The organism is Actinopolyspora sabaoui (assembly GCF_051225635.1).
GTDB lineage: Bacteria > Actinomycetota > Actinomycetes > Mycobacteriales > Pseudonocardiaceae > Actinopolyspora.
This window is the reverse complement of the sequence record NZ_JBMIHH010000006.1, coordinates 327,722-354,210: the sequence shown is the minus strand read 5'-3', so window position 1 is coordinate 354,210 and position 26,489 is coordinate 327,722. Positions and strand designations below refer to the sequence as shown.

At 68.1% G+C, this 26,489-nt stretch carries 25 protein-coding genes; 11 read left to right on the top strand and 14 right to left on the bottom strand.

Translation table 11 applies throughout. The annotated features are described in order from the left end of the window. The first annotated feature begins 166 nt into the window (after nucleotides 1–166). Together mca and ACOQFL_RS14025 are read left to right on the top strand one after the other, a co-directional pair. Nucleotides 167–1,048 carry a mycothiol conjugate amidase Mca gene (gene mca / locus ACOQFL_RS14030; RefSeq protein WP_435544584.1) on the top strand — a complete coding sequence of 294 codons (882 nt, stop codon included), beginning with the start codon at nucleotides 167–169 and terminating at the stop codon, nucleotides 1,046–1,048. Continuing rightward, on the top strand, nucleotides 1,045–1,548 hold the full coding sequence (locus ACOQFL_RS14025; protein WP_435544583.1) for a hypothetical protein: 504 nt from the start codon (nucleotides 1,045–1,047) through the stop codon (nucleotides 1,546–1,548). The genes mca and ACOQFL_RS14025 overlap by 4 nt, the downstream gene beginning before the upstream one ends. 87 nt (nucleotides 1,549–1,635) lie before the next feature. Here the strand turns inward: ACOQFL_RS14025 and ACOQFL_RS14020 are convergent, their stop codons facing one another. Together ACOQFL_RS14020 and ACOQFL_RS14015 are read right to left on the bottom strand one after the other, a co-directional pair. Beyond that, nucleotides 1,636–4,266 carry a polynucleotide kinase-phosphatase gene (locus ACOQFL_RS14020; RefSeq protein ID WP_435544582.1) on the bottom strand — a complete coding sequence of 877 codons (2,631 nt, stop codon included), beginning with the start codon at nucleotides 4,264–4,266 and terminating at the stop codon, nucleotides 1,636–1,638. Further along, a complete protein-coding gene (locus tag ACOQFL_RS14015; protein WP_435544581.1) occupies nucleotides 4,263–5,642 on the bottom strand; it encodes a 3' terminal RNA ribose 2'-O-methyltransferase Hen1 in 1,380 nt (459 codons plus the stop codon). The genes ACOQFL_RS14020 and ACOQFL_RS14015 overlap by 4 nt, the downstream gene beginning before the upstream one ends. A 172-nt stretch (nucleotides 5,643–5,814) precedes the next feature. On the opposite strand from ACOQFL_RS14015, the gene ACOQFL_RS14010 reads away from it, so the two are divergent. Further along, nucleotides 5,815–6,864 carry an endonuclease/exonuclease/phosphatase family protein gene (locus ACOQFL_RS14010; protein ID WP_435544580.1) on the top strand — a complete coding sequence of 350 codons (1,050 nt, stop codon included), beginning with the start codon at nucleotides 5,815–5,817 and terminating at the stop codon, nucleotides 6,862–6,864. 183 nt (nucleotides 6,865–7,047) lie between these two features. Beyond that, nucleotides 7,048–9,093: a thioredoxin domain-containing protein gene (locus ACOQFL_RS14005; RefSeq protein ID WP_435544579.1), complete on the top strand. Its 2,046-nt coding sequence runs from the start codon at nucleotides 7,048–7,050 to the stop codon at nucleotides 9,091–9,093. A gap of 85 nt (nucleotides 9,094–9,178) precedes the next feature. On the opposite strand, the gene trhA is transcribed toward ACOQFL_RS14005, so the two are convergent. Next, a complete protein-coding gene (gene trhA / locus ACOQFL_RS14000) occupies nucleotides 9,179–9,862 on the bottom strand; it encodes a PAQR family membrane homeostasis protein TrhA (protein WP_435544578.1) in 684 nt (227 codons plus the stop codon). A 174-nt stretch (nucleotides 9,863–10,036) separates the two neighbouring features. Between trhA and ACOQFL_RS13995 the strand changes: the two genes are divergently transcribed. Beyond that, nucleotides 10,037–10,813, top strand: coding sequence for an isoprenyl transferase (locus tag ACOQFL_RS13995; RefSeq protein WP_435544577.1), 777 nt, complete (start codon nucleotides 10,037–10,039; stop codon nucleotides 10,811–10,813). A gap of 199 nt (nucleotides 10,814–11,012) precedes the next feature. Here the strand turns inward: ACOQFL_RS13995 and ACOQFL_RS13990 are convergent, their stop codons facing one another. Both ACOQFL_RS13990 and ACOQFL_RS13985 read right to left on the bottom strand, forming a co-directional pair. Next, a complete protein-coding gene (locus ACOQFL_RS13990) occupies nucleotides 11,013–11,273 on the bottom strand; it encodes a hypothetical protein (protein WP_435544576.1) in 261 nt (86 codons plus the stop codon). 277 nt (nucleotides 11,274–11,550) lie between these two features. After that, complete coding sequence (locus ACOQFL_RS13985; protein WP_435544575.1) at nucleotides 11,551–11,802, bottom strand: hypothetical protein; 252 nt, start codon at nucleotides 11,800–11,802, stop codon at nucleotides 11,551–11,553. Between the two features lie 313 nt (nucleotides 11,803–12,115). On the opposite strand from ACOQFL_RS13985, the gene ACOQFL_RS13980 reads away from it, so the two are divergent. The 3 genes from ACOQFL_RS13980 (at nucleotide 12,116) to phoH2 (ending at nucleotide 15,930) form a co-directional block, all read left to right on the top strand. Next, nucleotides 12,116–13,414, top strand: coding sequence for a DUF2268 domain-containing putative Zn-dependent protease (locus ACOQFL_RS13980; protein WP_435544574.1), 1,299 nt, complete (start codon nucleotides 12,116–12,118; stop codon nucleotides 13,412–13,414). Continuing rightward, nucleotides 13,303–14,175: a PfkB family carbohydrate kinase gene (locus tag ACOQFL_RS13975; protein WP_435544573.1), complete on the top strand. Its 873-nt coding sequence runs from the start codon at nucleotides 13,303–13,305 to the stop codon at nucleotides 14,173–14,175. Before ACOQFL_RS13980 ends, ACOQFL_RS13975 begins: the two co-directional genes overlap by 112 nt. 363 nt (nucleotides 14,176–14,538) lie before the next feature. Then, nucleotides 14,539–15,930 carry an RNA 5'-3' helicase PhoH2 gene (phoH2, locus tag ACOQFL_RS13970; RefSeq protein WP_435544572.1) on the top strand — a complete coding sequence of 464 codons (1,392 nt, stop codon included), beginning with the start codon at nucleotides 14,539–14,541 and terminating at the stop codon, nucleotides 15,928–15,930. Nucleotides 15,931–16,089: 159 nt separating this feature from the next. Here phoH2 and ACOQFL_RS13965 read toward each other — a convergent pair whose 3' ends face one another. From ACOQFL_RS13965 to ACOQFL_RS13955, 3 genes are all read right to left on the bottom strand, one after another. After that, nucleotides 16,090–16,734, bottom strand: coding sequence for a hypothetical protein (locus tag ACOQFL_RS13965; protein WP_435544571.1), 645 nt, complete (start codon nucleotides 16,732–16,734; stop codon nucleotides 16,090–16,092). A gap of 196 nt (nucleotides 16,735–16,930) precedes the next feature. Continuing rightward, the gene (locus ACOQFL_RS13960) at nucleotides 16,931–17,125 is read right to left on the bottom strand and encodes a DUF397 domain-containing protein (protein WP_435544570.1); all 195 of its coding nucleotides are present in this window, start codon (nucleotides 17,123–17,125) and stop codon (nucleotides 16,931–16,933) included. After that, nucleotides 17,125–17,991 carry a helix-turn-helix domain-containing protein gene (locus tag ACOQFL_RS13955; protein WP_435544569.1) on the bottom strand — a complete coding sequence of 289 codons (867 nt, stop codon included), beginning with the start codon at nucleotides 17,989–17,991 and terminating at the stop codon, nucleotides 17,125–17,127. The genes ACOQFL_RS13960 and ACOQFL_RS13955 overlap by 1 nt, the downstream gene beginning before the upstream one ends. Before the next feature lie 128 nt (nucleotides 17,992–18,119). Between ACOQFL_RS13955 and ACOQFL_RS13950 the strand changes: the two genes are divergently transcribed. Continuing rightward, a complete protein-coding gene (locus tag ACOQFL_RS13950; protein WP_435544568.1) occupies nucleotides 18,120–18,353 on the top strand; it encodes a hypothetical protein in 234 nt (77 codons plus the stop codon). Between the two features lie 98 nt (nucleotides 18,354–18,451). Here ACOQFL_RS13950 and ACOQFL_RS13945 read toward each other — a convergent pair whose 3' ends face one another. Further along, on the bottom strand, nucleotides 18,452–18,658 hold the full coding sequence (locus ACOQFL_RS13945) for a DUF397 domain-containing protein (RefSeq protein ID WP_435544567.1): 207 nt from the start codon (nucleotides 18,656–18,658) through the stop codon (nucleotides 18,452–18,454). Between the two features lie 4 nt (nucleotides 18,659–18,662). Next, nucleotides 18,663–19,490: a helix-turn-helix domain-containing protein gene (locus tag ACOQFL_RS13940; RefSeq protein WP_435544566.1), complete on the bottom strand. Its 828-nt coding sequence runs from the start codon at nucleotides 19,488–19,490 to the stop codon at nucleotides 18,663–18,665. A gap of 187 nt (nucleotides 19,491–19,677) precedes the next feature. Here ACOQFL_RS13940 and ACOQFL_RS13935 point away from each other — a divergent pair, with 187 nt between their 5' ends. After that, a complete protein-coding gene (locus tag ACOQFL_RS13935) occupies nucleotides 19,678–19,911 on the top strand; it encodes a hypothetical protein (RefSeq protein WP_435544565.1) in 234 nt (77 codons plus the stop codon). A gap of 126 nt (nucleotides 19,912–20,037) precedes the next feature. Here the strand turns inward: ACOQFL_RS13935 and ACOQFL_RS13930 are convergent, their stop codons facing one another. After that, nucleotides 20,038–20,517 carry a MarR family winged helix-turn-helix transcriptional regulator gene (locus tag ACOQFL_RS13930; protein WP_435544564.1) on the bottom strand — a complete coding sequence of 160 codons (480 nt, stop codon included), beginning with the start codon at nucleotides 20,515–20,517 and terminating at the stop codon, nucleotides 20,038–20,040. 125 nt (nucleotides 20,518–20,642) lie between these two features. Between ACOQFL_RS13930 and ACOQFL_RS13925 the strand changes: the two genes are divergently transcribed. Beyond that, nucleotides 20,643–21,731, top strand: coding sequence for an FAD-dependent oxidoreductase (locus ACOQFL_RS13925; RefSeq protein WP_435544563.1), 1,089 nt, complete (start codon nucleotides 20,643–20,645; stop codon nucleotides 21,729–21,731). A gap of 147 nt (nucleotides 21,732–21,878) precedes the next feature. Here the strand turns inward: ACOQFL_RS13925 and ACOQFL_RS13920 are convergent, their stop codons facing one another. The 3 genes from ACOQFL_RS13920 to ACOQFL_RS13910 form a co-directional block, all read right to left on the bottom strand. Next, nucleotides 21,879–23,171, bottom strand: coding sequence for an Nramp family divalent metal transporter (locus tag ACOQFL_RS13920; RefSeq protein WP_435544562.1), 1,293 nt, complete (start codon nucleotides 23,169–23,171; stop codon nucleotides 21,879–21,881). 365 nt (nucleotides 23,172–23,536) lie between these two features. After that, the gene (locus ACOQFL_RS13915) at nucleotides 23,537–24,886 is read right to left on the bottom strand and encodes an enolase C-terminal domain-like protein (RefSeq protein WP_435544561.1); all 1,350 of its coding nucleotides are present in this window, start codon (nucleotides 24,884–24,886) and stop codon (nucleotides 23,537–23,539) included. Nucleotides 24,887–24,903: 17 nt separating this feature from the next. Beyond that, complete coding sequence (locus ACOQFL_RS13910; RefSeq protein WP_435544560.1) at nucleotides 24,904–26,487, bottom strand: aldehyde dehydrogenase (NADP(+)); 1,584 nt, start codon at nucleotides 26,485–26,487, stop codon at nucleotides 24,904–24,906. Nucleotides 26,488–26,489 lie beyond the last annotated feature (2 nt).

Sequence of the window (26,489 nt, the reverse complement as noted above, 5' to 3'; positions counted from 1 at the left end):
ACCTCTCCGGTGATTCGTCCCCCTCGGCAGGGGGCTGCCGCCGGTCGACATCGACGTTCGGGAACAATGGAAAGCGACCTGCGGTTGAGTATCCCTGGGGTGTACCGCCCGGAGTTCGCGGGGGCGGTACAGGTGTCGACAGCCAGACGGGAAGGGAATACCGGACATGGCGGAGAAACTTCGCCTGATGACTGTGCACGCTCACCCGGACGACGAGTCCAGTAAGGGGGCGGCCAGCACGGCTCGTTATGTGGCGGAAGGCCACGACGTGATGGTTGTCACCTGCACCGGAGGTGAAGCGGGCAGCATCCTGAACCCGGCGATGGACAAGCCGGGAGTGGTCGAGAACATGCCGGAGATCCGGCGCCGTGAGATGGCCGAGGCAGCGGAGATCCTCGGTGTGCACCACCGGTGGATGGGGTTCGTCGACTCCGGGCTTCCCGAGGGCGATCCGCCGCCGCCGTTGCCGGACGGGTGTTTCGCCAACCAGCCGTTGGAACTGCCCACCGAGGAGCTGGTGCGGATCGTGCGCGAGTTCCGGCCGCACGTGTTGGTGACCTACGACGAGAACGGCGGATATCCGCACCCGGACCACGTGAAGTGCCACGAGGTGTCGATGGCCGCCTTCGACGCGGCCGGTGATCCCGACCGGTTCCCGGAGGCGGGTGAGCCCTGGCAGCCGCTCAAGTTGTACTACGGGCACGGTTTCTCCAGGCGTCGAATGCAACTGTTCCACGATTCGTTGCTGGAACGTGGGCTGGAGTCGCCCTACGGAGAGTGGCTGAAAAAGTGGGACCCCTCACGTCAGGACCCCTACGAGCGGGTGACCACTCAGGTCGAGTGCGCGGACTACTTCGAGGTCCGTGACGACGCGCTGCGTGCCCACGCCACGCAGATCGACCCGAACAGCAGGTGGTTCGCGGTCCCGCTGGACATCCAGCGTTCCGTCTGGCCCACCGAGGAGTACGAACTGGTGCGATCGTTGGTGGACACGACGTTGCCGGAAGACGATCTGTTCACCGGGGTGCAGGAGCGAGTGCACGCATGACGGTGCTCGGTTACGCGGTGGGGCTCGCGGTGGAGCGGCAACCACTGCTCATGGTGGTGGCGCAGGACTCGGGTCCGGGAGTGCAGGACGAGGGGTTCGGCAAGTCCACCCCGCTCGCGCTGTTCCTGATCCTGGTGCTGCTGATCGCGGTCGTCTTCCTGGCCCGGTCCATGAGCAGGCAGCTCGGCAAGGTTTCCACCCGGTTCGACGAGCAGCGGGCCGCCGCGGCGGCCCCGAAACGCGTCAAACGCGCCGAGGCCGCTCGTCTCGCCAGGCAGCAGGAGGCCGAGGGCACGGCCGGGACCGCCGACGAGGCCGCCGAGCGAACCGAGGGGGCCGACTCGTCCGACGGTTCCTCCGAGGAGTCGGGGCGACGTCCCGACTCCGAGGCTCCCCACTCCGAGGCCGCGACGGACGAGGTCGCCGGAGACGGGGCCGTGGGGGAAGAGGCGACGGGAGACGACTCCACGGAGCGTCGTGGGCGAGGTCGTGCGGACTGATCGGAGCTGTCCCCGGTCGAGGTCGCGGGGACTCCCGGTCACGTTCGCGCGGAACGGCCCACTGCCGGCCCGCTCCGCGCGGAGTGGTCACAACCGGGGGTCCACCGGATCCGATTCGAGCGCCAGTACGGCGGAGACGCACTCGTGCAGCCGCCACAGCGGCTCACCACCGGCGAGGCGGTCGAGCGCTTCGAGCCCCAGACCGTGCTCCCGCAACGCGAGCGATCGCTTCCTGCCCAGTGAGCGCTTCCGCAGCCGCTCCAGGTTGTGCGGCTCGGTGTACTCCGGTCCGTAGACCAGTCGCAGGTACTCCCTGCCCCGCACCTTGACCCCGGGCTGGACCAGGCCGTTCCTGCCGCGCAGCGCCGCCGTGCGCGGTTTGACGACCATTCCCTCCCCACCTTCGGCGGTCAACTCCTCCCACCACTCGGTGGCCGCGGCCACCGAACCGGTGTCCTCGATGTCGACCGCGCGTCGTCGGGTCGTGCGGAACAGCTCCGGATCCGCCTCCGCGAGCCGGTCGGCCGTTGCCAGGTGCCACTCCTGTTCGGTGTCGCGATACGCTCGCCCCTCGCTCGCCAGCACGCGAAACGGTGCGAGCCGCACCCCCTCGGTTCCGTCGACCGGATGACAGTACGAGCGGTAGGCCGCGCGGAAGCGCTCGACATCGGTCTGCCCGGCCTCGAACCGGGTCCGCAGCGCGGCCACGTCGACGCCGCGCCGCTCCGCCTCGCGCAGACTTCGCAACGTGCTCCGCAACGCGCTCTCGGCGGCCGTGGCCGTACCCGCGTACCGCTCGTCGATCAAACCGGCGGCCTTGGCGTTCCAGGGCAGTAACTCCGTGTCCAGCAGTAACCAGTCGGTGTCGAGCTCCTCCCACAGCCCGGTCCGGCCGACGGCGGCGTGGACCCGAGCCAGCAGCGTCGCCGAGGTCGAATCGTCGAAGAACGCCCGTCCGGTGCGGGTGTGGATCGTGCCCGGCGTACCCGAGGGGCGGGGTTCGATGCCGAACCTTTCCCGTGCGGTCCGGTCGTCGCGGCACAGCAGCACCACGGCGCGCGATCCCATGTGCTTCTCCTGGCACACCAGCTCCCGCACGCCCTGGTGCCGATAGTCGGCGAAGGCCCGCTCCGGGTGCTCCAGCAGTTCCCCCTCGGTCACCGTCGAGCAGGGCGGCATCGTCGGCGGCAGGTACAGCAGCAGTCGGGGATCGATCGCGAACCTGCTCAGCACCTCCAGTGCGGCGGCGGACTGTTCGACCCCGATCGTCACCCGACCGTGATGGTTGGTGTGCACCACGCGCCGCCCGGAGACATCCCCCAGGTCAAGCGTTCCGGGTTCGCGTCGCGGGGCCCGCTCGGTGGGGGCGTGCCGTTCGTTCCGGCCGGCCGAGTCGCCACCCCGCAGCGGGCGTGCCGGCTCGCTGTACACCCGCTCCGCCGGTACCGACACCGTCCGCCGCTCCGGGTAGCGCAGCGCGGTGAGCTCCCCGCCGAACACGCATCCCGTGTCCAGGCACATCGTGTTGTTGACCCACTCGGCCTCGGCCACCGGGGTGTGGCCGTACAGCACCGTCGCGCTGCCCCGGTAATCCTTGGCCCAGGGGTAACGCACCGGCAGGCCCCACTCGTCGGTCTCGCCGGTGGTGTCGCCGTACATCGCGAAGGCGCGCACCCTGCCGGAGGCCCTGCCGTGGTAGCGCTCCGGAAGCCCCGCGTGTGCCACGACCAGGTTTCCGCCGTCCAGCACGTAGTGGGCGGTCAGCCCGTCGCAGAAGTCGCGGGCACGTCGTCGGAAGTCCGCCCCCAGCTCATCGAGCTGATCCAGCGTCTCCCGCAGTGACTCCGAGATCCGCACCTTGCGGCTGTCGAGCGCCTTGACCAGTTTGTGCTCGTGGTTGCCGATGATCGCCAGCGCGTTGCCCGACTCGGCCATGCCCATGACCAGCCGAAGCGTGCCCGCGCTGTCCAGTCCTCGGTCCACCAGGTCACCCAGCAGTATCGCGCGCCTGCCAGCCGGGTGTTCGGCGTCGACCGCGTTTCCGTCGGCATCGTGCCGCAACCGGTAGCCGAGCTCGGTCAGCAGCGCTTCCAGCTCCACCCGACAGCCGTGCACGTCGCCGATCACGTCGAACGGGCCGGTGTCGGCACGGCGGTTGTTGAACAGCCTGGTCCACCGTAGTGCCGTCGAGTCCACCTCGGATTCGGAACGGAGCACGTGCACCCGCCGGAAGCCTTCCCGCCGCAGGCCCTTCAGCGAGTCACGCAGTTCCTTGCGCTGCCGCCGCACCACCCCCGGCTCCGGTGCCTCCGGGCGTTCGGCGTTGCGCCGCAGGCAGAGCCTCTCGGGCATGTCGAGCACCACGGCGACCGGCAGCACGTCGTGTTCCCGGGCCAGCCGGATCAGCGACTGTCTGGCGTGGCTGTGCACGTTCGTGGCGTCCACGACGGTCACCCGGCCCGCCGCCAGCCGCTTGCCCGCGATGTGGTGCAGCACGTCGAAGGCGTCCGCCGTCGCGTCCTGGTCGGTGGGGTCGTCGGCCACCATCGCCCGGCAGTGATCGCTGGACAGCACCTGGGTGCGCGGGAAGTGCCTGGCGGCGAAGGTGGACTTGCCGGAGCCGGAGGCACCGACCAGCACGATCAGTGCGAGCTCGGGCAGCTCCAGCTCGGTCCCCGGCGAATCCGTGCTCGCGTCCTCGGTCTCGGTCTCGGTCATGGTGTCGCGTCCCTGTCGGAAAGATCGTTTCGGGTGAACACGGCCAGCTGGGTGGGCTGTCCGAGCCGCCGGTCCGCTTCGCCGACGCCGCTCGACGTCACGGTGTAGCCGTGGGTGCCCGCCACTCGCCGCGTCCACTCCGCGAACTCGGCGCGGTCGAACTCGAAACGGTGATCGGGATGGCGCATCCCATTGGCCAGGTCCGGGTAGTGCGAGTTGTACTCCGAGTTCGGGGTGGTCAGCACCACCCGGGCCGGGCGGGCGTGCCCGAACACCGCGTGTTCCAGCGCGGGCAGCCGCTCCGGGTCGAGGTGTTCGATCACTTCCATGAGCACGGCCGCGTCGTAGCCCGCCAACCCGGAGTCGGTGTAGGTCAGCGCGGACTGCCGAAGTCGGATCCGGCGGTTCTCGCGTTCCGAACGTCGTTCCAACCGCAGCGTGCGCTCGGCGATCCGCAACGCGCGGGTGGAGACGTCCACCCCCAGGATCTCGCCGAACTCCGTGTCGTCGAGCAGATCCCGCAGCAGTTTCCCGTCGCCGCAGCCCAGATCGGCCACCGAGCGGGCGCCGGTCGTGCGCAGCACTTCCAGCACGGCAGCGCGACGCTGCGCCGCCAACGGGCGCGTCTCGGTGGTGTCGTCGTGGTCGGTCTCGTCGCCGGTGAGCCGCCGCCGCGCCTCATCCACCAGCGGTCGCGCGTGCACCAGGTAGCGCCCGCTGATCAGCTCCCGCTCGGGGTGGCTCGCCAGCCAGGCCCCGCCCGCGCGCAGCAACTTGTCGATCTCGTCCTGGCCGATCCAGTAGTGCTTGGCGTCGTCGAGTACCGGCAACAGCACGTAGAGCTGGTTCAACGCCTCGGAGACGGGGTGCTCGCCGCGCAGCGCCAGCCTCCCGTACCGGGTCTCGCCCCGGTCGGGGTCGCGCAGCACCTCGTGCTCGACCTCCCAGCCCAGCGGTTCGAACAGGCGGCGCGGCAGTTCCCGGTCCCGGCCGTGCGGCACGGCGGGGAGTTCGATCCGCAGCGGCGCCGCCCGCGTGACGAGTTCGGGTCGTGCTTCGCAGCGGGCGGCCAGCGCGGTTCGGAAGACCTTGCCCAGCGCCACCGCCAGCAGCGAGGAGGCCACGTAGGGGCGGTCGTTGACGTAGGGACCCAGTGCCCACGAACCGCCCTGACGGGCCTGCCGCGCCAGCTCCACCGGATCGGTCTCCAGCAGCAGCGCCACGGTGCAGTCGTGCTCGTCGGCACGTGGGTAGTACACGTGCGCTTTGCCCGCCGTCACGTCGAAGGACTGCGCCCGCTCGGGGTGCTTGTGCAGCAGAAATCCCAGATCGCTCGCCGGTCGCTCCCCCATGGTGGTGCTCAACGTCAACAACACCGCACCAGCATGCCTCGCGGCGCGTGCCGCACGCAGCCGATTTCCGGTGCCAACCGGGCTGTTGTGCCCTTACAGCAGGTGGTCCGCCGAACCGACGGACGAATCGGAACGAGGAGCGTCGATTCCCGGATCTCGGTATTCGCCCCGAGGCCCGAGATCTACGATGAGGTCGTTGAAGACCGAGAACCTTTCCGGGGCCGAGTCCGGCAACCGAACCGGAACGTGGAAGCGGCGGCTGCGAACGGCGCTCTACCTGTGCGTGTTGGCGGGGCTGGCCTCGGTGCTGTGGGCGGGCAGTATCGGGATCGACCTGTTCACGCCGTGGGCGCAGCTGTCGGCGTTGCGACCCCAGTTGAACGTGCTGGTCCTGCTGTTCGCGGTGGTACCGCTGTGGCGGCGACGTTTCGTCATCTCGGCGCTGACGCTGGTCACCGCGCTGGTTTCCACGATCGGGATGCTGCCCCCGACCTGGGGGACGAGCGGTTCGGTGTCGTCCGGTGCCGGCTCGGTCGGGATAGCTGTCTTCAACGTTTCCGCGGACGGTGCCGACCCGGCCGAGATCGCCGATGAGGTCCGGAGCGCCGATCCGGAAGTGGTCTCGTTGCCAGAGGCATCCAGGGACTATGCCGAAAAGCTGGTCGACAGGCTCGCCCGCACCGGGGATAAGTACGTGTACGAGACAGATGCCCCGCTGGTCGGCGACGTCGAGCACCCGATCCGCAGGCGGATCGGTCCGTACCCCACCTCGCTACTGGTGAAACCGGAGCTCCGACCGGAGTTCGGCACCGAAAAAGTCGCGGGTTTGTTGGGAACACTCGACGCGAAGATCAGGGGCTCGGCGGTGACCTGGCACGTTGCCGCAGTTCATCCCCCGCCGCCGCTCCCGGGAGGGACCTCGGAATGGCGGGTCGGTCACGACCTGCTCAAGGAGTACTGCGATTCGGAGAAGCCGTTCGTGCTCGCCGGGGACTTCAACTCCACGCTGAACCAGGGGCCGATGCGGGAACTGACCTCCAGCGGATGCACGGACGTCGGCCGCACGGCGGGTACCGGGTTGAGCACGACCTGGCCGTCCTCCCTGCCGGAGTTCCTCGGGATCACGATCGACCATGTGCTCGTCGGCGGCAGCGAGGTCAGTGCCGTCGACTACCGGACGGTCGACATCAGTGGCACCGACCACCGGGGACTGATCACCGAAGTGGCCCTGCCGCGACTGAACTGATCCGGTTCCGGTCACCCTCATGGCCGTTCCCGTGCGGCGTCCTGCCCTCGTCGCTCAAGAGCCGTCCCGATCCGGCGAAACACCGACCGCGCGGGCGGGAACCGACCACACGCGGAGTTCCGTCAGGCCTACTCGCGGCGGGGCTTCTCGGTGCGGGGGCCTCCGGCGTGGGACGCTGCGGGTATGGCACAGCGGCTAGCCCAGGCGACGAGTCCTTACCTGCTCCAGCACGCCGACAACCCGGTCGACTGGTGGCCCTGGTGCACCGAGGCGTTCGAGGAGGCGCGGCGGCGCGACGTGCCGGTGTTGCTGTCGATCGGCTACGCGGCCTGCCACTGGTGCCACGTGATGGCGCACGAGTCGTTCGAGGACCCCGACACTGCCGGAATCATGAACGAGGAGTTCGTCAACATCAAGGTCGACCGGGAGGAACGCCCGGACATCGACGCCGTCTACATCCAGGCCACCCAGGCCATGACCGGCCAGGCAGGCTGGCCGCTGACCTGCTTCCTCACCCCGAACGGCGAGCCGTTCCACTGCGGTACCTACTATCCGGCGGCGCCGATGCACGGCATGCCGTCGTTCCGGCAACTGCTCGACGCGGTGATCAGCGCGTGGCAGGAGCGCACCGACGAGGTGCGGCAGAGCGCGAGCAAGATCGTCGAGCAGTTGGCGAGCCAGCGCGCGGCGCTGCCGGAGTCCGCCGTGGACGACGAGGCGCTGACCGCCGCCGTGACCGGGCTGGCCGAGGAGTTCGACGCCGACAACGGCGGCTTCGGCAGTGCCCCCAAGTTCCCGCCATCGATGGTGCTGGAGTTCCTGCTGCGCCACCACGAACGCGCGGGCGACACCGGCACCGGCGCGCGGGCGTGGCAGCTCGCCGAGAGCGTGGCCGTGGCGATGGCGCGCGGCGGTATCAACGACCAGCTGGCGGGCGGTTTCGCCCGCTACAGCGTGGACGCCTCCTGGATCGTGCCGCACTTCGAGAAGATGCTCTACGACAACGCGCTGCTGCTGCGGGCCTACGTCCACCTGGCGCGGCGGCACGCCGCGGGGGTGTCCGGCACCGACCCCGAACTGCTGCGGCGGGTCGCGGGGGAGACGGCGGAGTTCCTGGTGCGCGACCTCGGCACCCCGGAGGGCGGCTTCGCGGCCTCGCTGGACGCCGACACCGAGCAGGGCGAGGGGATCACCTACGTGTGGACCCCGGAGCAGCTGCGCCAGGCGCTCGGCGAGGACGACGGTACGTGGGCGGCGGAGATCTTCGGAGTGACCTCGGAGGGCACCTTCGAGCACGGCACCTCCACGCTGCGCCTGCTCCACGATCCGGACGACCCCGAGCGGTGGCAGGACGTGCGGGAGCGGCTGCTGCGAGAACGCGCGGGACGCCCGCAGCCGGCCAGGGACGACAAGGTGGTCACCGCCTGGAACGGACTCGCGATCACCGCGCTGACCGAGGCCGCCACCGCGCTGGACCGCCCCGACTGGCTCCAAGCGGCGGAGACGGCGGCGCGGCTGCTGCTGGACACCCAGCTACGTAACGGCAGGCTGCTGCGCACCTCCCGGGCCGGTGTGCCGGGCACCGCAGAAGGGGTGTTGGAGGACTACGGCTGCCTCGCCGAGGGATTGCTGAGCCTGCACCAGGCCACCGGTTCGGCGCACTGGCTGGACACGGCGTGCGAGCTGCTGGACACCGCGCTGGAGCTGTTCGCCGACACTGAGAACCCGGGGGCGTTCCACGACACCGCCTCGGATGCCGAGGCCCTGGTCAACCGTCCCTCGGATCCCACGGACAATTCGAGCCCCTCCGGGGCCTCCTCACTCACCTCGGCACTGGTGACGGCGGGGGCACTCGCGGGCTCCGAACGTTCCGGGCGCTACCGGGAGGCGGCCGAGCAGGCACTGAACCGGGCGGGGATGCTCGCACGACGTGCCCCGAGGTTCGCGGGGCACTGGCTGGCCGCGGCCGAGGCGAGCAGGCACGGGCCGCTGCAGATCGCCGTGGCCGGTCCCGCCGACAGCGGTCGGGAGGAGCTGATCGCCACCGCCCGTCGTCACTCGCCGGGCGGTGCGGTGGCCGTGGCGGGGGAACCCGAGGACGCCGAGGTTCCGCTGCTGGCCGACCGGGGACTGCTGGAGGGTTCGGCGGCGGCCTACGTCTGCAGGGGCTACGTGTGCGACCGGCCCGTCAGCACGGCGGAGGAGCTGCTGGCGACGCTGCGCGGCTGATCGTGCCCACTCGTGGCGAGCCTCCCGGGGCGGGAACTCCGGGAGGCTCCCTCGGTCTCCCGGACGACCCGATCGAAAGGTCCGCTCAGGAGTACAGCGCCAGCCAGATGGCGATGTGGTGGCAGATCGCGGCGGCCGAGACCGCGGCGTGGAAGAACTCGTGGTAGCCGAACACCCTCGGCCACGGGTCGGGACGTCGCAGCGCGTAGCAGATCGCGCCGCCGGTGTAGAGCACGCCGCCCACAAGCAGCAGCACCAGCGCCGCCGCCCCGGCGTTGGCAAGCAGGTCGGGCAGCACGAAGACCGCGACCCAGCCGAGTGCGATGTAGACGGGCACCCCGACCCAGCGGGGGCCGTTCGGCCAGGCCAGCTTGAGCACCACGCCGCCGAGCGCGCCGCCCCACACCACCGCCAGCACCACCGTCGCCGTGGTCGGCCGCATCGCCAGCATCGCCAGCGGCGTGTAGGTGCCCGCGATGAAAAGGAAGATCATGGAGTGGTCGAGGCGGCGCATCGTGGTCCGTGCGCCTTCCGTTCGCCACGTCCTGCGGTGATACAGCGCGCTTATGCCGAACAGTCCCAGCACCGTGGCGACGTAGACGGAGGTCCCCAGCGCAGCACGTCCGGACACCGTGGTTCCGGCCAGCGCGATCAGCGCGGCACCCGAGGCCAGTGCGCCGAGCGTGGACCACAGGTGGATCCAGCCCCGCAGCTTGGGTTTGACCGGCTGAGCCGAGGGCTCGCGCGTGTTGCGGCTAGCTGTTGGCACACTTCGACCCTACGGGAAGGAGGTCGCCTCGCCCCGCTCGACATGACGCCGTTCACCCGCCAGGGGCGGGAGGCCCCACGAATCACCCGTCTCGGTGAGCTCTCGGCGGAGCGTCCGTGTCGATCCTCCGGTCGCTTGCCGGGGTCGTCGAGCCTCCGAGTAGTCTCGTGGAACGTGGCGCTGAGACTTCGGCTACGAGAGCTTGTCTATGATCTCTACGAACGGCGGTTGCGCCGTCAGCTGGAGGGGGCACAACGCCCCAGACATGTCGGTGTGATTCTGGACGGCAATCGCCGTTGGGCGAAGGAAGCCGGGTTCGACGCCGACTACGGTCATCGTGCCGGGGCACGCAAGATCTCGGACTTTCTCGGCTGGTGCCGGGAGAACCAGGTGGAAGTGGTCACGCTGTGGTTGCTGTCCACCGACAACCTCCGGCGAGCCAGCAGCGAGGTGGATTCACTACTGGAGATCATCGCCGGTGTCGTGGAGGAGATCACCCAGCCGGGCACGCCGTGGCGGGTGCGCATCGTGGGAGCGATGGATCTGCTGCCCACCGAGATCGCGGCCAGGATCTCGGCGGCCGCGTTGCGGACCGAGAACCGGAGCGGGATGCAGGTCAACGTGGCGGTCGGCTACGGCGGCAGGCAGGAGATCGCCGACGCGGTGCGCAAGATGCTGCAGCGGCACGCCGAGGCGGGAACCACCATCGAGGAGCTCGCCGAGGTGCTCGACGTCGACCACATCGCCGAACACCTCTACACCTCCGGGCAGCCGGACCCGGAGCTGTTGATTCGCACCTCCGGTGAGCAACGGTTGTCCGGTTTCATGCTCTGGCAGTCGGCACACTCGGAGTTCTGGTTCTGCGAGACCTACTGGCCTGCCTTCCGGCGGGTGGACTTCCTCCGCGCGCTGCGAAATTTCGCGGCTCGTCATCGCAGGTTCGGGAACTGAGGAGTTCGCCGCGCGGCGTGCGAACCCACTGTCGGATTCCACGGTAGTGGCGAGAAGTGCCGGTTTCCCGGAAGTGTCGCGGTACCGCGAAGCGCCGCGGCGCCGACAAGAATTCGGAACCAGAAGCGGGGCCGGACCGCTGTGTCCGACCCCGCTCGTTTCATCCCGGTGATTCGGGACGAATCCGTTCAGCCCGTGCTCAGCTGCCGTTGGTGATCGAGGTGGGGTGGTCCACGACCGGCGCGTTGACGCACTTGGAGGGCTGCGAGTGCAGCAGGTTGACGATCGCGCCGGCCACGGCGACGTTGTTGCCGCACAGCTGCACCGGCACGGCGCTGATGTTGTTGTCGTTGAGCACGTTGATGCCGTCGTTGTCCTTGGTGTCGGCGCTGGCCATGGGGGCCATGGCCATCATGCCGGCGGCGGCGATGCCCACGGCGGCGGCGGTCTTCTTCAGCATGAGGGGGTTCTCCTTCGAATTACACGTCGATTCCGACGATCCCCGCCGACTCGTGTTCCGAGGGGCGGGGGAGATTTTGTCGTGGGGTGACTCGGAACGAGCCTGCCCGGACGGAAATCGGATGGCGAATCGTGTCACGCGACAGTGCGGAAGAAACACATCCGGTCTCGTTTCGAGCTCTCCGGGGGTCGTTCGGGTCGCCACTGAATCCGGAGTGGACGGCGGATACGTCGACTCCGTCCACTCCGGCTCCTCGGTTTCCTCGCGGGATCCGAGCTCAGCTGATCGCCTTGGGGTGGTCCACGACCGGCGCGTTGACGCACTCGGTGGACTGCGAGGACAGCACGTTGGCGACCACGCCGAGCACGGCGATGTTGTTGCCGCAGGCCTGGATCGGCAGCACGCTCAGGTTGTTGTCGTTGAGCACGTTGATGCCGTCGTTGTCCTTGGTGTCGGCGCTGGCCATGGGGGCCATGACGATCATGCCGGCGGCGGCGATGCCCACGGTGGCTGCGGTCTTCTTCAGCATTTTCTCGCTCCCTGTCGGTACGGGTGATTCGTGAAACGCGGTTGGCACGACGGAACCCCAGAAAATTCCGCCGTAGGCGCGCACACGAAGAAAACCTATCGAGTGCATGATCGAGAGAAAAGCTAGGTAACACTATCGTGTAAATATCTAATTTGATTTCTAAAGGTATCTTTCGGGTGACACACGAAAGGCTACGTCGGTGATCGAAGCGATCGGCCGGGACTTCCGCTCGGGAGTAATCCGCCGACGGAGCTTTCCGAAAGCGACGGTGCGAACGCGTCACGAAAGTCGTGAACTCCGCTATCCTGCCGACATGCCCGAAACACCGGTCGTCGAGTACCTCTTCCTCGGCCTGCGATTCGGGCGGTTGTCGGGCGGTTTCGTGCAGAGCTACACCGGCGATCGGGCGCTGCGCGGCCGGGTGGACCGCGAACCCGTGCCGCTTCCCGAACTGCTCGCCTCACAGGCACGGGAACTACGTCGAACCGTGCGGCGGGCCGCGCTGGATGCCGATCGAGAGGACTTCCTGCTCGGGCAACTCGCCGCGCTGGACTGTGCCGCCCGTGGTCTCGCCGGTGCTCCCGTCTCGTTCGCGGGCAAACTGCGCGGCTGCTTCCAGATCGAGGCGAACCGGGCTGATCCCGAGCTCTACGCCGCGGTCCACGCCGAACTCGCCCACTGGCTGCCCCGGGGCGCCACACTGTTCGAACGAATGGCGAACTTCCGCGAACGCGAACTTATCCCGGCCCGAGCGCTGCCCGACTGCGTGCGAGCCCTTTCCGAGGCCTTTCGATCCCTGACCCGTGAGGCGTTCCGGCTGCCCGCTCACGAGCGGGTGACGTACCGGTTCCGGCACGACCACTCCTTCGGCGGGCTGCAGCACTACCTCGGTAATGGCCGCTCCGTGGTCACCGTCAGCACCGCCGTGCCGCACCGACTCAGCGACCTGCCCAGGCTGCTGGCGCACGAGAGCTACCCCGGCCACCACACCCAGCACTGCCGCGGCACGCTTCCCGAACACGACATCGCACTCGTCGACACCCCGCAGTGCGCGATCTCGGAGGGACTGGCCGAACGGGCGCTGGACGTGCTGCTCGGCCCGGACTGGGGAGCCCGGGTTCGTGATGCGCTCGGCGGGATCCTGCAGCTGCCCCCGGCGGAGGACCTCGAACGGATGGACGCCGCGCGGCGCGTACTCGCGGGGGTCAGGCGGGACGCCGCGCTGATGCTGCACGAGCACGGCACCGATCCCCATCGGGTGCGCGAGTACCTGCGGCGCTGGTTGCTGCTGGACGACTCGCGTGCCCGGGCGCTGCTGGAACGCCTCTCCGATCCTTCTACCGCCGCTTATGCCGCCGTCCGTCCGGCCGCGTACGAGCTGACCGGCGCCTGGTTGGACGTCGAAGGTCCCGAGCACCGCCGCGCTCGTTACGAACGGCTGTTGGATCGACCGCTGCCGCCACGAACCCTGCGGTCCGAGCTCTCCGGCAGAATCGCCGCATGCGCCGACGTGCCGTGCTGTGTGCCGGAATGGCCACGCTGGATCTGCTGCAACGCGTGGCCGAGTTCCCCGGGCCGAACGAGAAGACCACCGCCGAGCGGGCCGAGCTGAGCGCGGGCGGTCCGGCCACCGGGGCCGCCGTCACCGCTGCCGCACTCGGCTCGGAGGTGAGCCTGCTGACCGCGCTGGGGAGCCATCCGATGGCCGGGGTCGTTACGGACGAGCTCACCGAGTACGGAGTCGAACTGCTCGACGTCACTCCCCACAGTGGGAAACCGCCGGTTGTCTCCGCAGTGACGGTGCACAGCACGACCGGTAGCCGCAGCGTGGTCTCCCAGGCCCCCGCGGAGGCCGATCCGGAACCGGGAGCACTGCTGCGGACCTTCCCCGACGCGGTGCTCGTGGACGGTCACCGGCCGGTGCTCGCCAGAGCGGCCGTGCGGCACGCCGAACGAGCGGGTGCTCCCGTGGTGCTCGACGGCGGCAGTTGGAAACCCGTGCTCGCCGAGATCCTGCCCCGGGTGGACCTCGCGGTCTGCTCCGCCGACTTCCGGGCGCCCGGGACCACGGGCCTCGACGAGCAGCCCACCGCGCTGTTCGAACGTGGCGCGGGGGCCGTGGCGATCACCCGTGGTCCCGAGGACGTGCTCTGGTGGTTGCCGGACGGCGCGAGCGGCAGCGTTCCCGTGCCCGCTGTCGAGGCGGTGGACACACTCGGCGCGGGCGATGTGTTCCACGGTGCGGTGGTCCACGCCGTCGCCGGTGGTGCCGCGCTGTCCGACTTGCCCGACACGCTGTCGTTCGCGGCCGGGATCGCCGCCGACCGGGTCGCCCGCCAGGGCCGCCGGGAGTGGTTGCGGGGACGTCCCTGACTCGGCGAAGTCGGGGCGGGCCGTGGTATCTGTTCCGAGCGTCGTGCGGGGACGAAACAGCCCACCCCCGGTCGGGTGATGGGTTCACTGTAGGGGCCGTACGGGTGTGCACACTGTGGCTTTCGGGTGACGATTCGTTTAATCACCTGTGTGGCCGCCTGCCAACGTCCGATCACACGGGTAGCGTCCGCAGGGACGGGTCGTGCAGTTGCGGCCCGTCCGGGGAGGCCCTTCACCCGTGTCGAAGGTCGGATCGGGCTCCACCGGGTGGCTGCCCACGGCCCGACTCCGACGGGGGTGCGGGGCGGCCCGGCCCGCCGACGAACGGGCACAACCGATCGTGCCCGTTAGGGAGTAGCCGTGATGACACGACGTTCCCAGCAAGCGGAGCCCCTGTCCGGTTCCGAAAGCGTGAATTCCTCAGCTCCTGCACCGCGTCCTTCGGACGCGTCCGAAGGAAGGGGAGTACGTAGCTACGTCCTGGACACTTCTGTGCTGTTGTCGGACCCCTGGGCTTTCACCAGGTTCGCCGAGCACAGCGTCGTCCTGCCACTGGTCGTGATCAGTGAGTTGGAAGGCAAGCGCCACCATCCCGAGCTGGGCTGGTTCGCACGGGAGGCGCTGCGTGGCCTCGACGATCTGCGACTGCGACACGGCAAGCTGGACGAGCCGGTTCCGGTTGGTGAGTCGGGTGGTCGACTGCACGTCGAGTTGAACCACTCCGATCCCGAAGTGCTGCCTCCGGGGTTTCGCACCGACTCCAACGACGCCCGCATCCTGGCGTGCGCGCTGAACCTGGCCGGTGAAGGGCACCTGGTGACCCTGATCAGCAAGGACATGCCGCTGCGGGTCAAGGCCGCCGCGGTGGCGCTCGACGCGGACGAGTACCGGGCGCAGGACGTGATCTCGACCGGTTGGTCCGGCATGGCCGATCTGGACGTGCCGCCCAACGAGGTGGACACGTTGTTCAAGTCCGGTTCGGTGGAGTTGGCGGAAGCCGCCGAACTCCCGGTCAACACCGGGTTGCGGCTGCTCGCGGGAACGAAGAACGCGCTGGGTCGGGTGACCCCGGACAAGACTGTGCGGCTGGTGCGCGGTGAGCGCGAGGCGTTCGGACTGCACGGTCGCTCCGCCGAACAGCGGATAGCCCTGGACCTGTTACTGGACTCCGAGGTCGGCATCGTCTCGCTCGGCGGTCGGGCCGGAACCGGCAAGTCGGCGCTGGCGCTGTGCGCCGGGCTGGAGTCGGTGATGGAACAGAACAGGCACCGCAAGGTGATGGTCTTCCGGCCGCTCTACGCGGTGGGCGGGCAGCAGCTCGGTTACCTGCCCGGCAGCGAGGACGACAAGATGCAGCCCTGGGGGCAGGCGGTCTACGACACGCTGGGCGCGCTCGCGGGGCAGAACGTCATCGACGAGGTCATCGACCGGGAGATGCTCGAGGTGCTGCCGCTGACCCACATCAGGGGACGTTCGCTGCACGACTCCTTCGTGATCGTCGACGAGGCGCAGTCGTTGGAGCGCAACGTGCTGCTGACGGTGCTCTCGCGGCTGGGTGCCAATTCGCGGGTGGTGCTCACTCACGACGTGGCGCAGCGCGACAACTTGCGGGTCGGCAGACACGACGGTGTGGCGGCCGTGATCGAGAAGCTCAAAGGTCACCCGCTGTTCGCGCACGTCACACTGACCCGTTCCGAGCGGTCTCCGGTGGCCGCCCTGGTCACCGAGATGCTGGAGGGTGAGTTCATGAGCTGACGCTCCGGTTCGGGACCGAGCTCTCGGATACCGTGTGGCCGGGCGGCGATTTCGCGGGAAATTGACGCCCGGCCACCACCGGAGCCGGCAAAATCCGAGCACCGATGGTGCCCGGGGCCGGTTGACGATTCGACGGCCGTAGCGGTGGGGAAGCGCGGCTCAGTAGTAGGCGCAGCTGCCGTACAGTGGTTCGGTCGGCGCGGGCGAGGGCTGCTGCTCCGGAGCGCCGCAGCCGGTCCGCACGAACTTCCCCTCGAACTCGAGGTAGGTCTCCCAGTACTTCGGTGCGTCCGCGTAGTTCGGGTCGTAGGTGCTCTGCCGCAGCGCCACGTCCGGACGACCGTTGCCGTCCAACTGACGCAGCGTCGCCCCCGGGGCCCCGCCCCGCACGCTGTCGGTCTCCTCGATGCCGCGATCGGCCGTGAGCAGTGCCGACAACGCACCGGTGCTGTGCGCACCGGTGTAGTAGGTCACCGCGCACCGCTGCGCGTCGCCGTCCCAGCCGCACTCGGCGTCCTGCACGCCCCTGTCGGGCAGCTCCCGGCTGTCGTGCAGCTCGTCCCCGATGTAGTAGGCGAGCACGCTGCGACCCCCGGGAGCCGAGTCGTCCCGCCACCCCGTGAAGCGCACGTCGTAGGGCAGTGACAGGTCGAAGACCTTTTCACAGTCCGTCTCACAGCCCGGCGGTTGCTGCCGGGCCGGTGCCGCCGCGCTCGCCGTGGGCAGCACCGTCCCGGAAACCGCCGCGGCGAGCGCCGCAGCACCGATCCCGGCCGTGGCCGCTCGGACTCGTCGAGAACGCAATGCCAGCCTCCTGGGGGTCGTCGTGTGCCCCGTGCTCAGGGGAGCGCGGGGTCGGAGGGAACTGGAGGTGATCACCATCCGTCACCGGTTGTACTACGACCGCTGTGTGGTGATCGCACCGGCCCGCCGGGGATCACACGTTCTCGACTGATCGGATGAGGTCCTCTCCCGGTTCGGGGGATATCGACCGTCTCCGTCAGAGACCGTCGGTCCTTCCCGCGCCGGTGGCGGTGAGGAAGGCGCGCCACGCGCGGTGGGTGAAGGTGTGGACCGGCCCCTCGGGGTTCTTGGAGTCGCGGACCCCCACGGCGGTGTCCGTTATCCGCACCTCCACGCAGTTGTCGCTTCCACCCGAACTGCGACTGCTCTTGATCCAGCCGGTGTCGCGCATCAGACCTCCTTGAGGGCTCGTTCCAGGAACGCCCGCGATTCCCCGGGAGTGAGCGTCAGCTCGCACACCCGGTCGAAAATTCTGGTGAGCACACCCACGTCCTCCGCATCGTCGAGGTAGACCGAGGGTCCGTGCACAACCGAGGAGAAAGCTATCGGTGAACCCCGGTCGCCGAAACCGAATATCGTGAATCCGCCTCCACAAGCCGGATTCGACACCGCTCCCACCGGCAACACTCGAACTGTCAGGCTTTCGCGGTGATCCAGTAGGGACAGCACGTGTTCGAGCTGATCCTGAAACAGGGAGTCGTCGCTCTTCATGTCCAGGATCGCGTGCTCCGCCAGTACGATGTCGATCCCACTCAGATGATCGCTGTGCAACGTCCTCGACTGGCGGTCCATCCGATAGTCGATACGCTGCTCGATCTCGGCCGGTGCGGAGTTGGTGAAGATTCCTCCCCAGGAGCTTATGACAGAACGGAGGTAGGAAGGTGACTGCAGCAGCCCGGGAACGATGCTCGGCTCGAATGCCCTGATATCGCTCGCGTGGCTCTCCAGGTCGGCGAACCGCTGGTAGGCGTCGGGCAACGAGTCCACGTACGCCCTGCGTTTCTGGCGCTTTCTTGCCGAGGTGGCCAGTGCTCGTACGGTTTTCCGCTCCTGCGGCTCCACCGAGTAGAGGTCGAGCAATCTGTCGAGGCTCTCCGGAGGCAGGGTTCCTTCGCCGTCCTCTACCTGGACCACACGTGAGCGCGCTTTGCCGATCGCCTGTGCCGCGGCGTGTTGTGACTTGCCTGCTTGCTCCCGGAGTCGACGCAAGGTGAGCCCCAGTTGCCTTCGTTCGAACGTTTGGCGGGCTCGGCCCATGCGCTTCCCCTCGAACTCACCCGATCAGATGGCTGTTAAAGACTGACAGTCAGTCTTATCTTGGTGGCGGTGGCCACCTTACTGTCAGCTCGATCAACCACCCTATCGACCAGCGAGGAGCTTGGATCATGAGTCTTTACCGGCAGACGGGGGTATCGGTGGAGTCCTACGTGGAGATGCGCAGGGGAGTGTCGGTTCGGTGTGAGGTGGACCGGCTCAACGAGCAGGCCAGTCTCGCGTTCGGCTCGTCGGAGACCTTCGTGCTGAGCCTGGACCGGCGGGCGCTGGAGCAGCTGGTGTCGTTGGGAGGTCGTGCTCTTGCCGAGTTCGACGTCGAGGGCGAGCCGTTGAAGGTGGTGTGAACGCCCGGTTCGCCGCCGGTGCGCGATTGGTGGGGGAGGGCATCGGCTCCCGCGCGGGATTCCGATGCCCGAACCGATGGTGCTGTTTTCGTCGGCGTTCAACGCTCGTTGGTGGTGGTGATTGCGGCGGCGAGGAAGGCGCGCCATGCGCGGTGGGTGAAGGTGTGGACCGGCCCGTCGGGGTTCTTGGAGTCGCGGACCCCCACGGCGGCGTCGGTTATCCGCACCTCCACGCAGTTGTCGCTGGCTGCCGCGCTGTAAGAGCTCTTCATCCATTCGTGTTGCTCGTCGATCGTCTGTGCCATGTCCTCAATTCTCCTCGGTGAGGCCTTCGACGAATTCCAGCGTGGACTCGTGCGGGAGTGCGAGTTGCCCGAGCTGTCCCGATACCGCGCGTAGGACATCGATGTCGGCTTGGTCGTCGAAGTAGGTGGACGGTCCGTAAACCACGGACGAGAAACCGACCGGTACTCCGCTTTCGCCGAAACCGAAAACCGTGAACCCACCACCCCTCGCGGGATTCGGGGCATCGCGTCGCAACAGTCGCACGGTGGCATCGCGTTGTTCATCGACCAGTCGGAGGATGTGGCGTGCCTGCTCCCGCGCTGTTCGTTCGTCTCCCGGTGTGAGACGAAGCGAGTCCTCGGTGAGAAAGAAGTACAGCGTTTTGCCCGGTTCGGAGTGCAGTGTCCTGCTCTGGCGTTCCAGCCGGAAGTGCAGTCGCTGGTCGAGCTCGTCGCCCTCGCTGTTCCACCATGTCCCTGCCGCTTCCTCCATCGTGGCTCTGATATAGCCGGGTGACTGGAGCAGCCCTGGAACGATGCTGGGTTCGTAGCTGATGATCTCGGTTGCGTTGGCTTCCAGGTCGGCGAATCGCTGATAAGCGCGGGGAAACACGTCAGTATAGGGGCGTCGCGGCTGTCGCTTCCTTGCTTCCGAAGCCAGTGCGAGAGCGGCGTCACGTTCTTCCCCGCTGGTCTCGTACAGATCGAGCAGCTTCTCGAGGTCGGTGGCTGCGACAGTGCTTTTGCCTTCCTCTAGCTCCGCGATCCGTGAACGGGCCTTTCCCAGTTCGGCAGCGGCTTCCTGGCGTGTTCGCAGACTTTCCTCACGAAGCCGTCGCAGTGTCAGGCCCAATTGTCGACGTTCGAGTGTCTGACGTACGCGCCCCACTTCAGCCCTCCCGTGTGCTTTGCTCGACGGCTTCTCACTCGATCAGTGCATTTCCAGGTCCGATATCGGACCATATTCTAAATAAATCCGATATCGGACCAATGATGTCGGCTGTCACGTCAACAGTAGCCAACACGCAGGAGCTTGGATCATGAGTCTTTACCGGCAGACGGGGGTATCGGTGGAGTCCTACGTGGAGATGCGCAGGGGAGTGTCGGTTCGGTGTGAGGTGGACCGGCTCAACGAGCAGGCCAGTCTCGCGTTCGGCTCGTCGGAGACCTTCGTGCTGAGCCTGGACCGGCGGGCGCTGGAGCAGCTGGTGTCGTTGGGAGGTCGTGCTCTTGCCGAGTTCGACGTCGAGGGCGAGCCGTTGACGGTCATGTGATCCCGGCGTCCGCCGTCGCTGCCGTGTGGGTGCTGGTGGACAGCGGTGCCCACACGAGCGGTTCCCGCCCCGGACGCGCGAATTCCGCCCGCCGGGTGGAGCACGCCTCTCCGAAGAGTGCCGGACTCAGTCGGTAGCTCGGTCCGCAGCGACGTTCCGCCCCGAGTCGTCGGTGTCCAGCACGCGCCCCAGCAGCTCGACCAGCGTGTCGCGTTCCTCGCTCGTGAGAGGACTGAGCAGTTCTCGCTGCGCGGAGCGGGCGACTTCTGCCATTTCCCCTGCGAGTTCCACCCCGGCCGAGGTCAGCGTGATCCGATGCCGACGCCGGTCCTCGGGGTGGCGTTCCCGGCGCACCAGTTCCCGCTGCTCCAGCTTGTCCAGGTAGCCGACCAGGTGACTGCGGTTGAACCGGAGCCGATCGGCGAGCACGTGCTGCGTCAGCGGACCGAAGTCCGAGAGCGCGGTGAGCACCGCGAAGTGCGGTAACCGCAGCCCTCGTTCGGCGAGCGCCTCGTCCAGTGCCCGATGGCCGATGCGCGCGACGTGCCCCGCCAGGTAGGAGGGCAGCGAAAGCAGGCTCGGGGGACGTGTCTCGTGCTCGCTCATGAGGTTCAGCCTATCCACTCGCCAGATTCGTGTCATACTGTAACTGTTACATAATGACACGAATTTGCGAGGCGAGCCGTCACCGAGCGAGTGACGGGTGACGGCTCGTGGACATCGGAGGAAACATGACAGCAAGCGTCGTCGTTGTCGGTGGTGGGTACGGCGGTATCACGGCGGCCAGGGCCATCGACGAGTTCGCCGAGGTCGTGCTGGTCGAACCCCGCGACACCTTCGTGCACAACGTGGCGGCTCTCCGGGCACTCGTCGATCCGTCCTGGCTGGACGCGCTCTTCCTGCCCTACGACAACCTGCTCGGCAACGGCAGGGTGATCCGCGACCGCGCTGTGCTCGTGAGCCACTCGGCCGTCGCCCTCGGGTCCGGCGAGCGGATCGAGGCTGACCACGTGGTGCTGGCCACCGGATCGGCCTATCCGTTCCCGGCCAAGGTGGACGTCACCGACAGTGCCCTCGCCGCGAAGAAGCTGCGTGCCACGCACGACGCGTTGACGGATTCGCGAAGCATCTTGTTGCTGGGTGCAGGACCGGCCGGTCTGGAGCTGGCGGGGGAGATCAAGCACGCTTGGCCGGACAAGTCCGTCACCATCGTCGATCCCGCGCCCGAACCGCTCTCGGCGGTACCGTTCCCGACGGAACTGCGCACCGAACTGCGGCGCCAGCTCGACGACCTCGGCGTGGAGCTCCTGCTCGGCAGCTCCTTGGCGGAGCAACCGCCCTCCGAACCCGGTGAAGCGGGGATGTTCTCGGTGACCACCCGTTCAGGCGATCGGGTCGAGGCGGATCTCTGGTTCCGCTGTTATGGAGTGGTGCCCACCACCGGATATCTGGACGAGGAACTCGTGACGGCCCGCCGGGAGGACGGCGCGCTCGAGGTCACCGCCGAACTCCGGTTGCCCGGTCAGGACCACGTGTTCGCCATAGGCGACCTCACTTCGATCCCGGAGGCCAAGACGGCCAAAGCAGCCGAACTGCACGCCGGGGTGGTGGCCGCCAACATCCGGGCACTCGCGAACCGCGAGGGCGAACTCACTCGTTACGAGCCCGCTCCGCCGGGTATATCGCTGCCGCTGGGCCCGGCGGGCGGGGTCTCCTACTCGCCTTCCGCCGGTGTGCTCGGGGCGGAGCGGACCTCGCGGCTCAAAGGGGCGAGTATGCGTCGCGAGGTCTACACGGCACTGCTGAACCTGGACGGTTGAGCGCCGAAGCGGCGATGCTCGTGAAGTGGTGCCCGGCGAACCCACCGGGCACCGCTTCGTCGGAACTTCATTCCCCGTGGAACGGATTCCCGGTGGAAAAACCGGGTTCAGCGCGGAGCCAGCCACGATCACCGAAGTCCGGCCGTGCTAGAACCAGCCCATGACCGCTTTGATGCTCACCCAGATCGCCAGGGCGGTGGTCAGAATCAGAACGGTGTTCTCCGCGATGCTGGCCTTGTGCTCGCCCAGATGGCTCGATTTGTTCACGAGAATCATGAGTCCGATCGCGGTGATCGGTACGACGACGGCCTGCATTCCGGTGACAAAGATCGCCATCTCGACGAAGCCGGGCATCCCGGGGATGGACCAGATGATGGGCGATATCAGGATGAACAGGCTGAACCACTTGAACCACGGGTCGTCGTCGAATTTCCGTCCGAACCTCTCCCGGCGCTCCGGCCTGATCATGTGCAAACAGTCGATGATGATTTTGGGGAAACCGTTCGCGTACCCGATCACGCTGCTGTAGAGGATTCCGAACGCCCCGAGGTAGAAGACGACGGCGCCGAACGTGCCCAGGTGCAGCGACAGTGCCTTGGAGATGTCCTCCAGGCTGTTGACCTCGATGTTGTTCGGGCTGAGGATCTCGGCGCCGACGACCCAGACCGTCAGATTGATCACGATGGCGGCGCAGATGCCGAACAGGATGTCGTTGCGCTGGATCTTCTTGTGGCCCACGCCCTTCCAGCCCTTCTCCTTCACGAAGTAGGGGTACAGGAAGTTGGCCATCGATCCCGCCACCGCTCCGATCAGTGAGAGGGCGACGGCGAAGACCCCGAACGCGCCGGTATCGCTCGGGATGCCGAATCCTACCGTGCCCTTGACGATCCCACCCACATCGGGAACCGAGTAGATCGCCAGCCCCAGGAAGGCGGTAGTCATCAACACCAAGAGGAGTTTGAGTAGCTTCTCGATGGTGTTGTAGACATCGCGCCCGATGACGAACAGGCTGAGCAGGACCACGGCGCACGACCACAGGAATGGATGGCCGATATTGAATATCCAGGCGAGGGCCTCGCCCGCTCCGGTGATCATGTAGGCATTGAAAAAGTGACCACTGACGAGGATGGCGATGCCGATGAACCACGGATAGTACTTGGAAACATCGTTGTAGCCCTCGACTATCGTCTGCCCCTTCAGATTCAGAATCTGATACCTGCCCATGAGGTTCACGATGACGAACCGAACGATCAGGGAAAGGGCGAGCAGCCACATGAGGTTGTACCCGTAGCTCGAGCCCGACACGGAGGCGGTGACGAGGTCACCGGCTCCCATCATGCTCAGGACGGCCACGATTCCCGGGCCGAAATTCCGGATTCGGCCCATGAATGATCTATCCGGGGTGTCCACGGCTGCCTTGTTGCCTTCTTCTTGTTCCATCAGCAAAAACCTCGGTAATTCGTGGAATCGTCACTGCTCGGTCCTGAAGATTTGCGATACTTTCGCGGATCTCCACCGCCGTGGGTGAGATCAGGGGTGTGGCAGCCGCGGCCAACCCGGGGTTGGAAAGCTACCCCTATTGAGCGAGCCGTCGCTCCGGTAGGCATCAGCGCCTCCTGCCCGGTGTTGAACGACCCGGTGGGAAGTGCTTTTCGACCGGCCGGCCGATCGAAGTCGCGTCCCGGCGCCCGTGCTCACCGCTCGCGGAGCACCGGGACACGGCGTGGAGTGCCCGCGCTGGGGCGGGCTTCCGGGGCGGGAGTCGGCGGAGTTCCCGCCGCCGTGAGGTCCCCGGAACGGTTCGGTCACTCCCGATCGAGCGCCGGGCGTTTCGGGTCGAACGTCCAACCGGGAACCAGGTAGCGCATCGCGGTCGCATCGTCGCGGGAACCAAGCCCTTCCCGCTGGTAGAGCTCGTGCGCCGCCTCGACCCGCTTCTCGTCGAGTTCGACGCCCAGACCGGGCCTCTCGGGCACCCGCAGCGTTCCCCGCTCGATGCGCAGCGGGGCGTGGGTCAACCGTTGCCCGTCCTGCCAGATCCAGTGCGTGTCGATCGCGGTGATCTCCCCTGGCGCGGCGCCCGCGACGTGAGTGAACATCGCCAGCGACACGTCGAAATGATTGTTGGAGTGCGAACCCCAGGTCAATCCCCACTCGTGGCACAGCTGTGCCACCCGGACGGATCCGCTCATGGTCCAGAAGTGCGGATCGGCCAGCGGTATGTCCACCGCGTCCGCGCGTATCGCGTGACCGAGTTCCCGCCAGTCGGTGGCGATCATGTTGGTGGCGGTGGGCAGACCGCTCGCCCGTCGGAACTCGGCCATCGTCTCCCGTCCGGAGAAGCCGTTCTCGCCGCCGCAGGGATCCTCGGCGTAGGCCAGCACCTCCCGCAGTTCCCCGGCGAGTTCGAGCGCCTGGTCCAGCCGCCACGCCCCGTTGGGGTCGAGCGTGATTCGGGCGTCGGGGAACCGCTCGGCCAGTGCCCGCACCACTTCGAGCTCCTCGCGGGCGGGCCGCACTCCACCCTTGAGCTTGAAGTCGCGGAATCCGTAGCGGTCCCGGGCGGCCTCGGCCAGCCGCACCACCCGCTCCGGGGTCAGCGCCTCCTCGTGGCGCAGCCGTTTCCACTCGCCGGGTTCGCCGGGTTCGTCGGCGGGACCACGGTAGGCCAGGTCGGTCCGCTCGCGGTCCCCGACGAAGAACAGATAGCCCAGCACCGGCACGTCCGAGCGACGCTGCCCGTCACCGAGCAGTTCGGCCACCGGAACGTCCAGGTGTTTGCCCAGCAGGTCCAGCATCGCCGACTCGATCGCCGTGACCACGTGCACCGTCACTCGCAGATCGAAGGTCTGCTCACCCCGGCCGCCCGCGTCGCGAGCGGCGAAGTGGGAGTGCACCGTGTTGAGCACCGTGCGCACCCGCGCCACGGAACTGCCGACGACGAGCTTCGTGGCCTGTTCGAGGGTGGCGCGGATCGACTCCCCGCCGGGGACCTCACCGACCCCGGTGCGTCCCTCCGAATCGGTGAGTACCACCAGGTTGCGGGTGAAGAACGGTGCGTGGGCACCGCTGAGGTTGAGCAGCATGCTGTCGTGCCCGGCCACCGGGATCACGCGCATTCCGGTGACCGTGGGGCACTGCCGTGCGAGTGTCATGTTCGCCTCCGCCCGCTTCAGTGCCGTCCCGGTTCGCCGTCGACCCGACGCCACAGCTGTTCGGGGTTGCCCGGCGCGACGGAGTCGGGCAGCAGCGCCTCGGGAACGTCCTGGTAGGCGACCGGCCGCAGGAACCGCTCCACGGCCAGGGTTCCCACCGACGTGCCGCGGGAGTCCGAGGTGGCGGGGAACGGTCCACCGTGAACCATCGCGTGACCCACCTGCACCCCGGTCGGCCAGCCGTCGAACAGGACGCGTCCCGCGCACCGCTCCAGCAGCGGCAGCAGCGCGGCGGCCTCGGGGTGGTCGGCGGTCGCGGCGTGCACCGTGGCGGTCAGCTGGCCTTCCAGGTTCCGCGCGATCTCGCGGAGCTGCTCGGCGTCGCGGCACCGGACCACCAGCGAGCACGCGCCGAACACCTCCTGGTGCAGCGACTCGTCGGCGAGGAACTCGCCCGCCTCGGTGGCGAGCAGGGCGGGGCGGCAGGTGTTCGGCCGGTCCGTCTCCGCTCCCCGCGCCAGTTCCTCCACCGAGGGGTGTGCCGCGAGTTCACCCAGCCGTGCCGCGTAGGCGTGGGCGATGTCGGGGGTGAGCATCGTGCTCGGTTCGCTCGCCGTCACCGAATCGGCGGCGGTGCTCAGGAACTCCCGCAGTTCCGGACCGTCGATCGCGACGACCAGCCCGGGGTTGGTGCAGAACTGACCGGCTCCCGAGGTCAGCGAGCCGACGAAACCGGTGGCGATTTCTCCGCCCCGCTCGGTGAGGGCGTTCGGCAGCAGGAACACCGGGTTGGTGCTGCTCATCTCCGCGAACACCGGGATCGGGCGCGGCCGGGACTGCGCCGCCGCCAGCAGCGCCAGTCCGCCCGAACGGGAACCGGTGAAGCCGACCGCCTGGATCCGCGGGTCCGTGACCAGTGCCGTGCCCAGCTCCGGCCCGGAACCGAACAGCATCGAGAAGGTCCCGGCGGGCATGTCGAGCTCGGTGACCGCCCGGCTCACGGCTCGCGCGACCAGCTCGCAGGTGCCGGGGTGGGCGTCGTGCGCCTTGACCACCACCGGGCAACCCGCGGCCAGCGCGGAGGCGGTGTCACCGCCCGCCACGGAGAACGCCAGCGGGAAGTTGCTCGCGCCGAACACCGCCACCGGTCCCAGCGGAATCCGGCGCTGCCTGATGTCGGGCCGGGAACGGGAGCCGTCGGCGGCGGGGGACGGGTCGACGCGCGGCGCCTCGAGGTCGCCCTGCCGGACCAGCGAGGCGAACATCCGCAGCTGCCCGGTGGTGCGGCCGACCTCGCCGGTCAGCCGTGCCTTCGGCAGTCCGCTCTCGGAGTGCGCGCGTTCGACCAGGGGCTCGCCGAGCGCGTCGATGTTGTCGGCGATCCGGTCCAGCAGCGCCGCGCGGTCGTTTCGCGGGGCGGCCCGGTAGGTGGGGAACGCTTCTTCCGCGGCGGCGCAGGCGCGGTCGACGTCGGCGGGGGTGCCGTGACCGAACTCCGGCTCCAGCGCTTCCCCGGTGGCCGGATCCACGGCACGGATCCCGGTGCCCTTGCCGGAGACCTCCGTTCCGGCGACGAGCATGTGTCCGGTGGGTCGCGTCATCG

Coding starts and splice junctions, on each gene's coding strand:
- mca (WP_435544584.1), top strand. CDS start 167: ATGGCGGAGAAACTTCGCCTGATGACTGTGCACGCTCACCCGGACGAC.
- ACOQFL_RS14025 (WP_435544583.1), top strand. CDS start 1,045: ATGACGGTGCTCGGTTACGCGGTGGGGCTCGCGGTGGAGCGGCAACCA.
- ACOQFL_RS14020 (WP_435544582.1), bottom strand. CDS start 4,266: ATGACCGAGACCGAGACCGAGGACGCGAGCACGGATTCGCCGGGGACC.
- ACOQFL_RS14005 (WP_435544579.1), top strand. CDS start 7,048: ATGGCACAGCGGCTAGCCCAGGCGACGAGTCCTTACCTGCTCCAGCAC.
- ACOQFL_RS13990 (WP_435544576.1), bottom strand. CDS start 11,273: ATGCTGAAGAAGACCGCCGCCGCCGTGGGCATCGCCGCCGCCGGCATG.
- ACOQFL_RS13985 (WP_435544575.1), bottom strand. CDS start 11,802: ATGCTGAAGAAGACCGCAGCCACCGTGGGCATCGCCGCCGCCGGCATG.
- ACOQFL_RS13980 (WP_435544574.1), top strand. CDS start 12,116: ATGCCCGAAACACCGGTCGTCGAGTACCTCTTCCTCGGCCTGCGATTC.
- ACOQFL_RS13975 (WP_435544573.1), top strand. CDS start 13,303: ATGCGCCGACGTGCCGTGCTGTGTGCCGGAATGGCCACGCTGGATCTG.
- phoH2 (WP_435544572.1), top strand. CDS start 14,539: ATGACACGACGTTCCCAGCAAGCGGAGCCCCTGTCCGGTTCCGAAAGC.
- ACOQFL_RS13960 (WP_435544570.1), bottom strand. CDS start 17,125: ATGCGCGACACCGGCTGGATCAAGAGCAGTCGCAGTTCGGGTGGAAGC.
- ACOQFL_RS13955 (WP_435544569.1), bottom strand. CDS start 17,991: ATGGGCCGAGCCCGCCAAACGTTCGAACGAAGGCAACTGGGGCTCACC.
- ACOQFL_RS13950 (WP_435544568.1), top strand. CDS start 18,120: ATGAGTCTTTACCGGCAGACGGGGGTATCGGTGGAGTCCTACGTGGAG.
- ACOQFL_RS13945 (WP_435544567.1), bottom strand. CDS start 18,658: ATGGCACAGACGATCGACGAGCAACACGAATGGATGAAGAGCTCTTAC.
- ACOQFL_RS13935 (WP_435544565.1), top strand. CDS start 19,678: ATGAGTCTTTACCGGCAGACGGGGGTATCGGTGGAGTCCTACGTGGAG.
- ACOQFL_RS13930 (WP_435544564.1), bottom strand. CDS start 20,517: ATGAGCGAGCACGAGACACGTCCCCCGAGCCTGCTTTCGCTGCCCTCC.
- ACOQFL_RS13925 (WP_435544563.1), top strand. CDS start 20,643: ATGACAGCAAGCGTCGTCGTTGTCGGTGGTGGGTACGGCGGTATCACG.
- ACOQFL_RS13920 (WP_435544562.1), bottom strand. CDS start 23,171: ATGGAACAAGAAGAAGGCAACAAGGCAGCCGTGGACACCCCGGATAGA.
- ACOQFL_RS13915 (WP_435544561.1), bottom strand. CDS start 24,886: ATGACACTCGCACGGCAGTGCCCCACGGTCACCGGAATGCGCGTGATC.
- ACOQFL_RS13910 (WP_435544560.1), bottom strand. CDS start 26,487: ATGACGCGACCCACCGGACACATGCTCGTCGCCGGAACGGAGGTCTCC.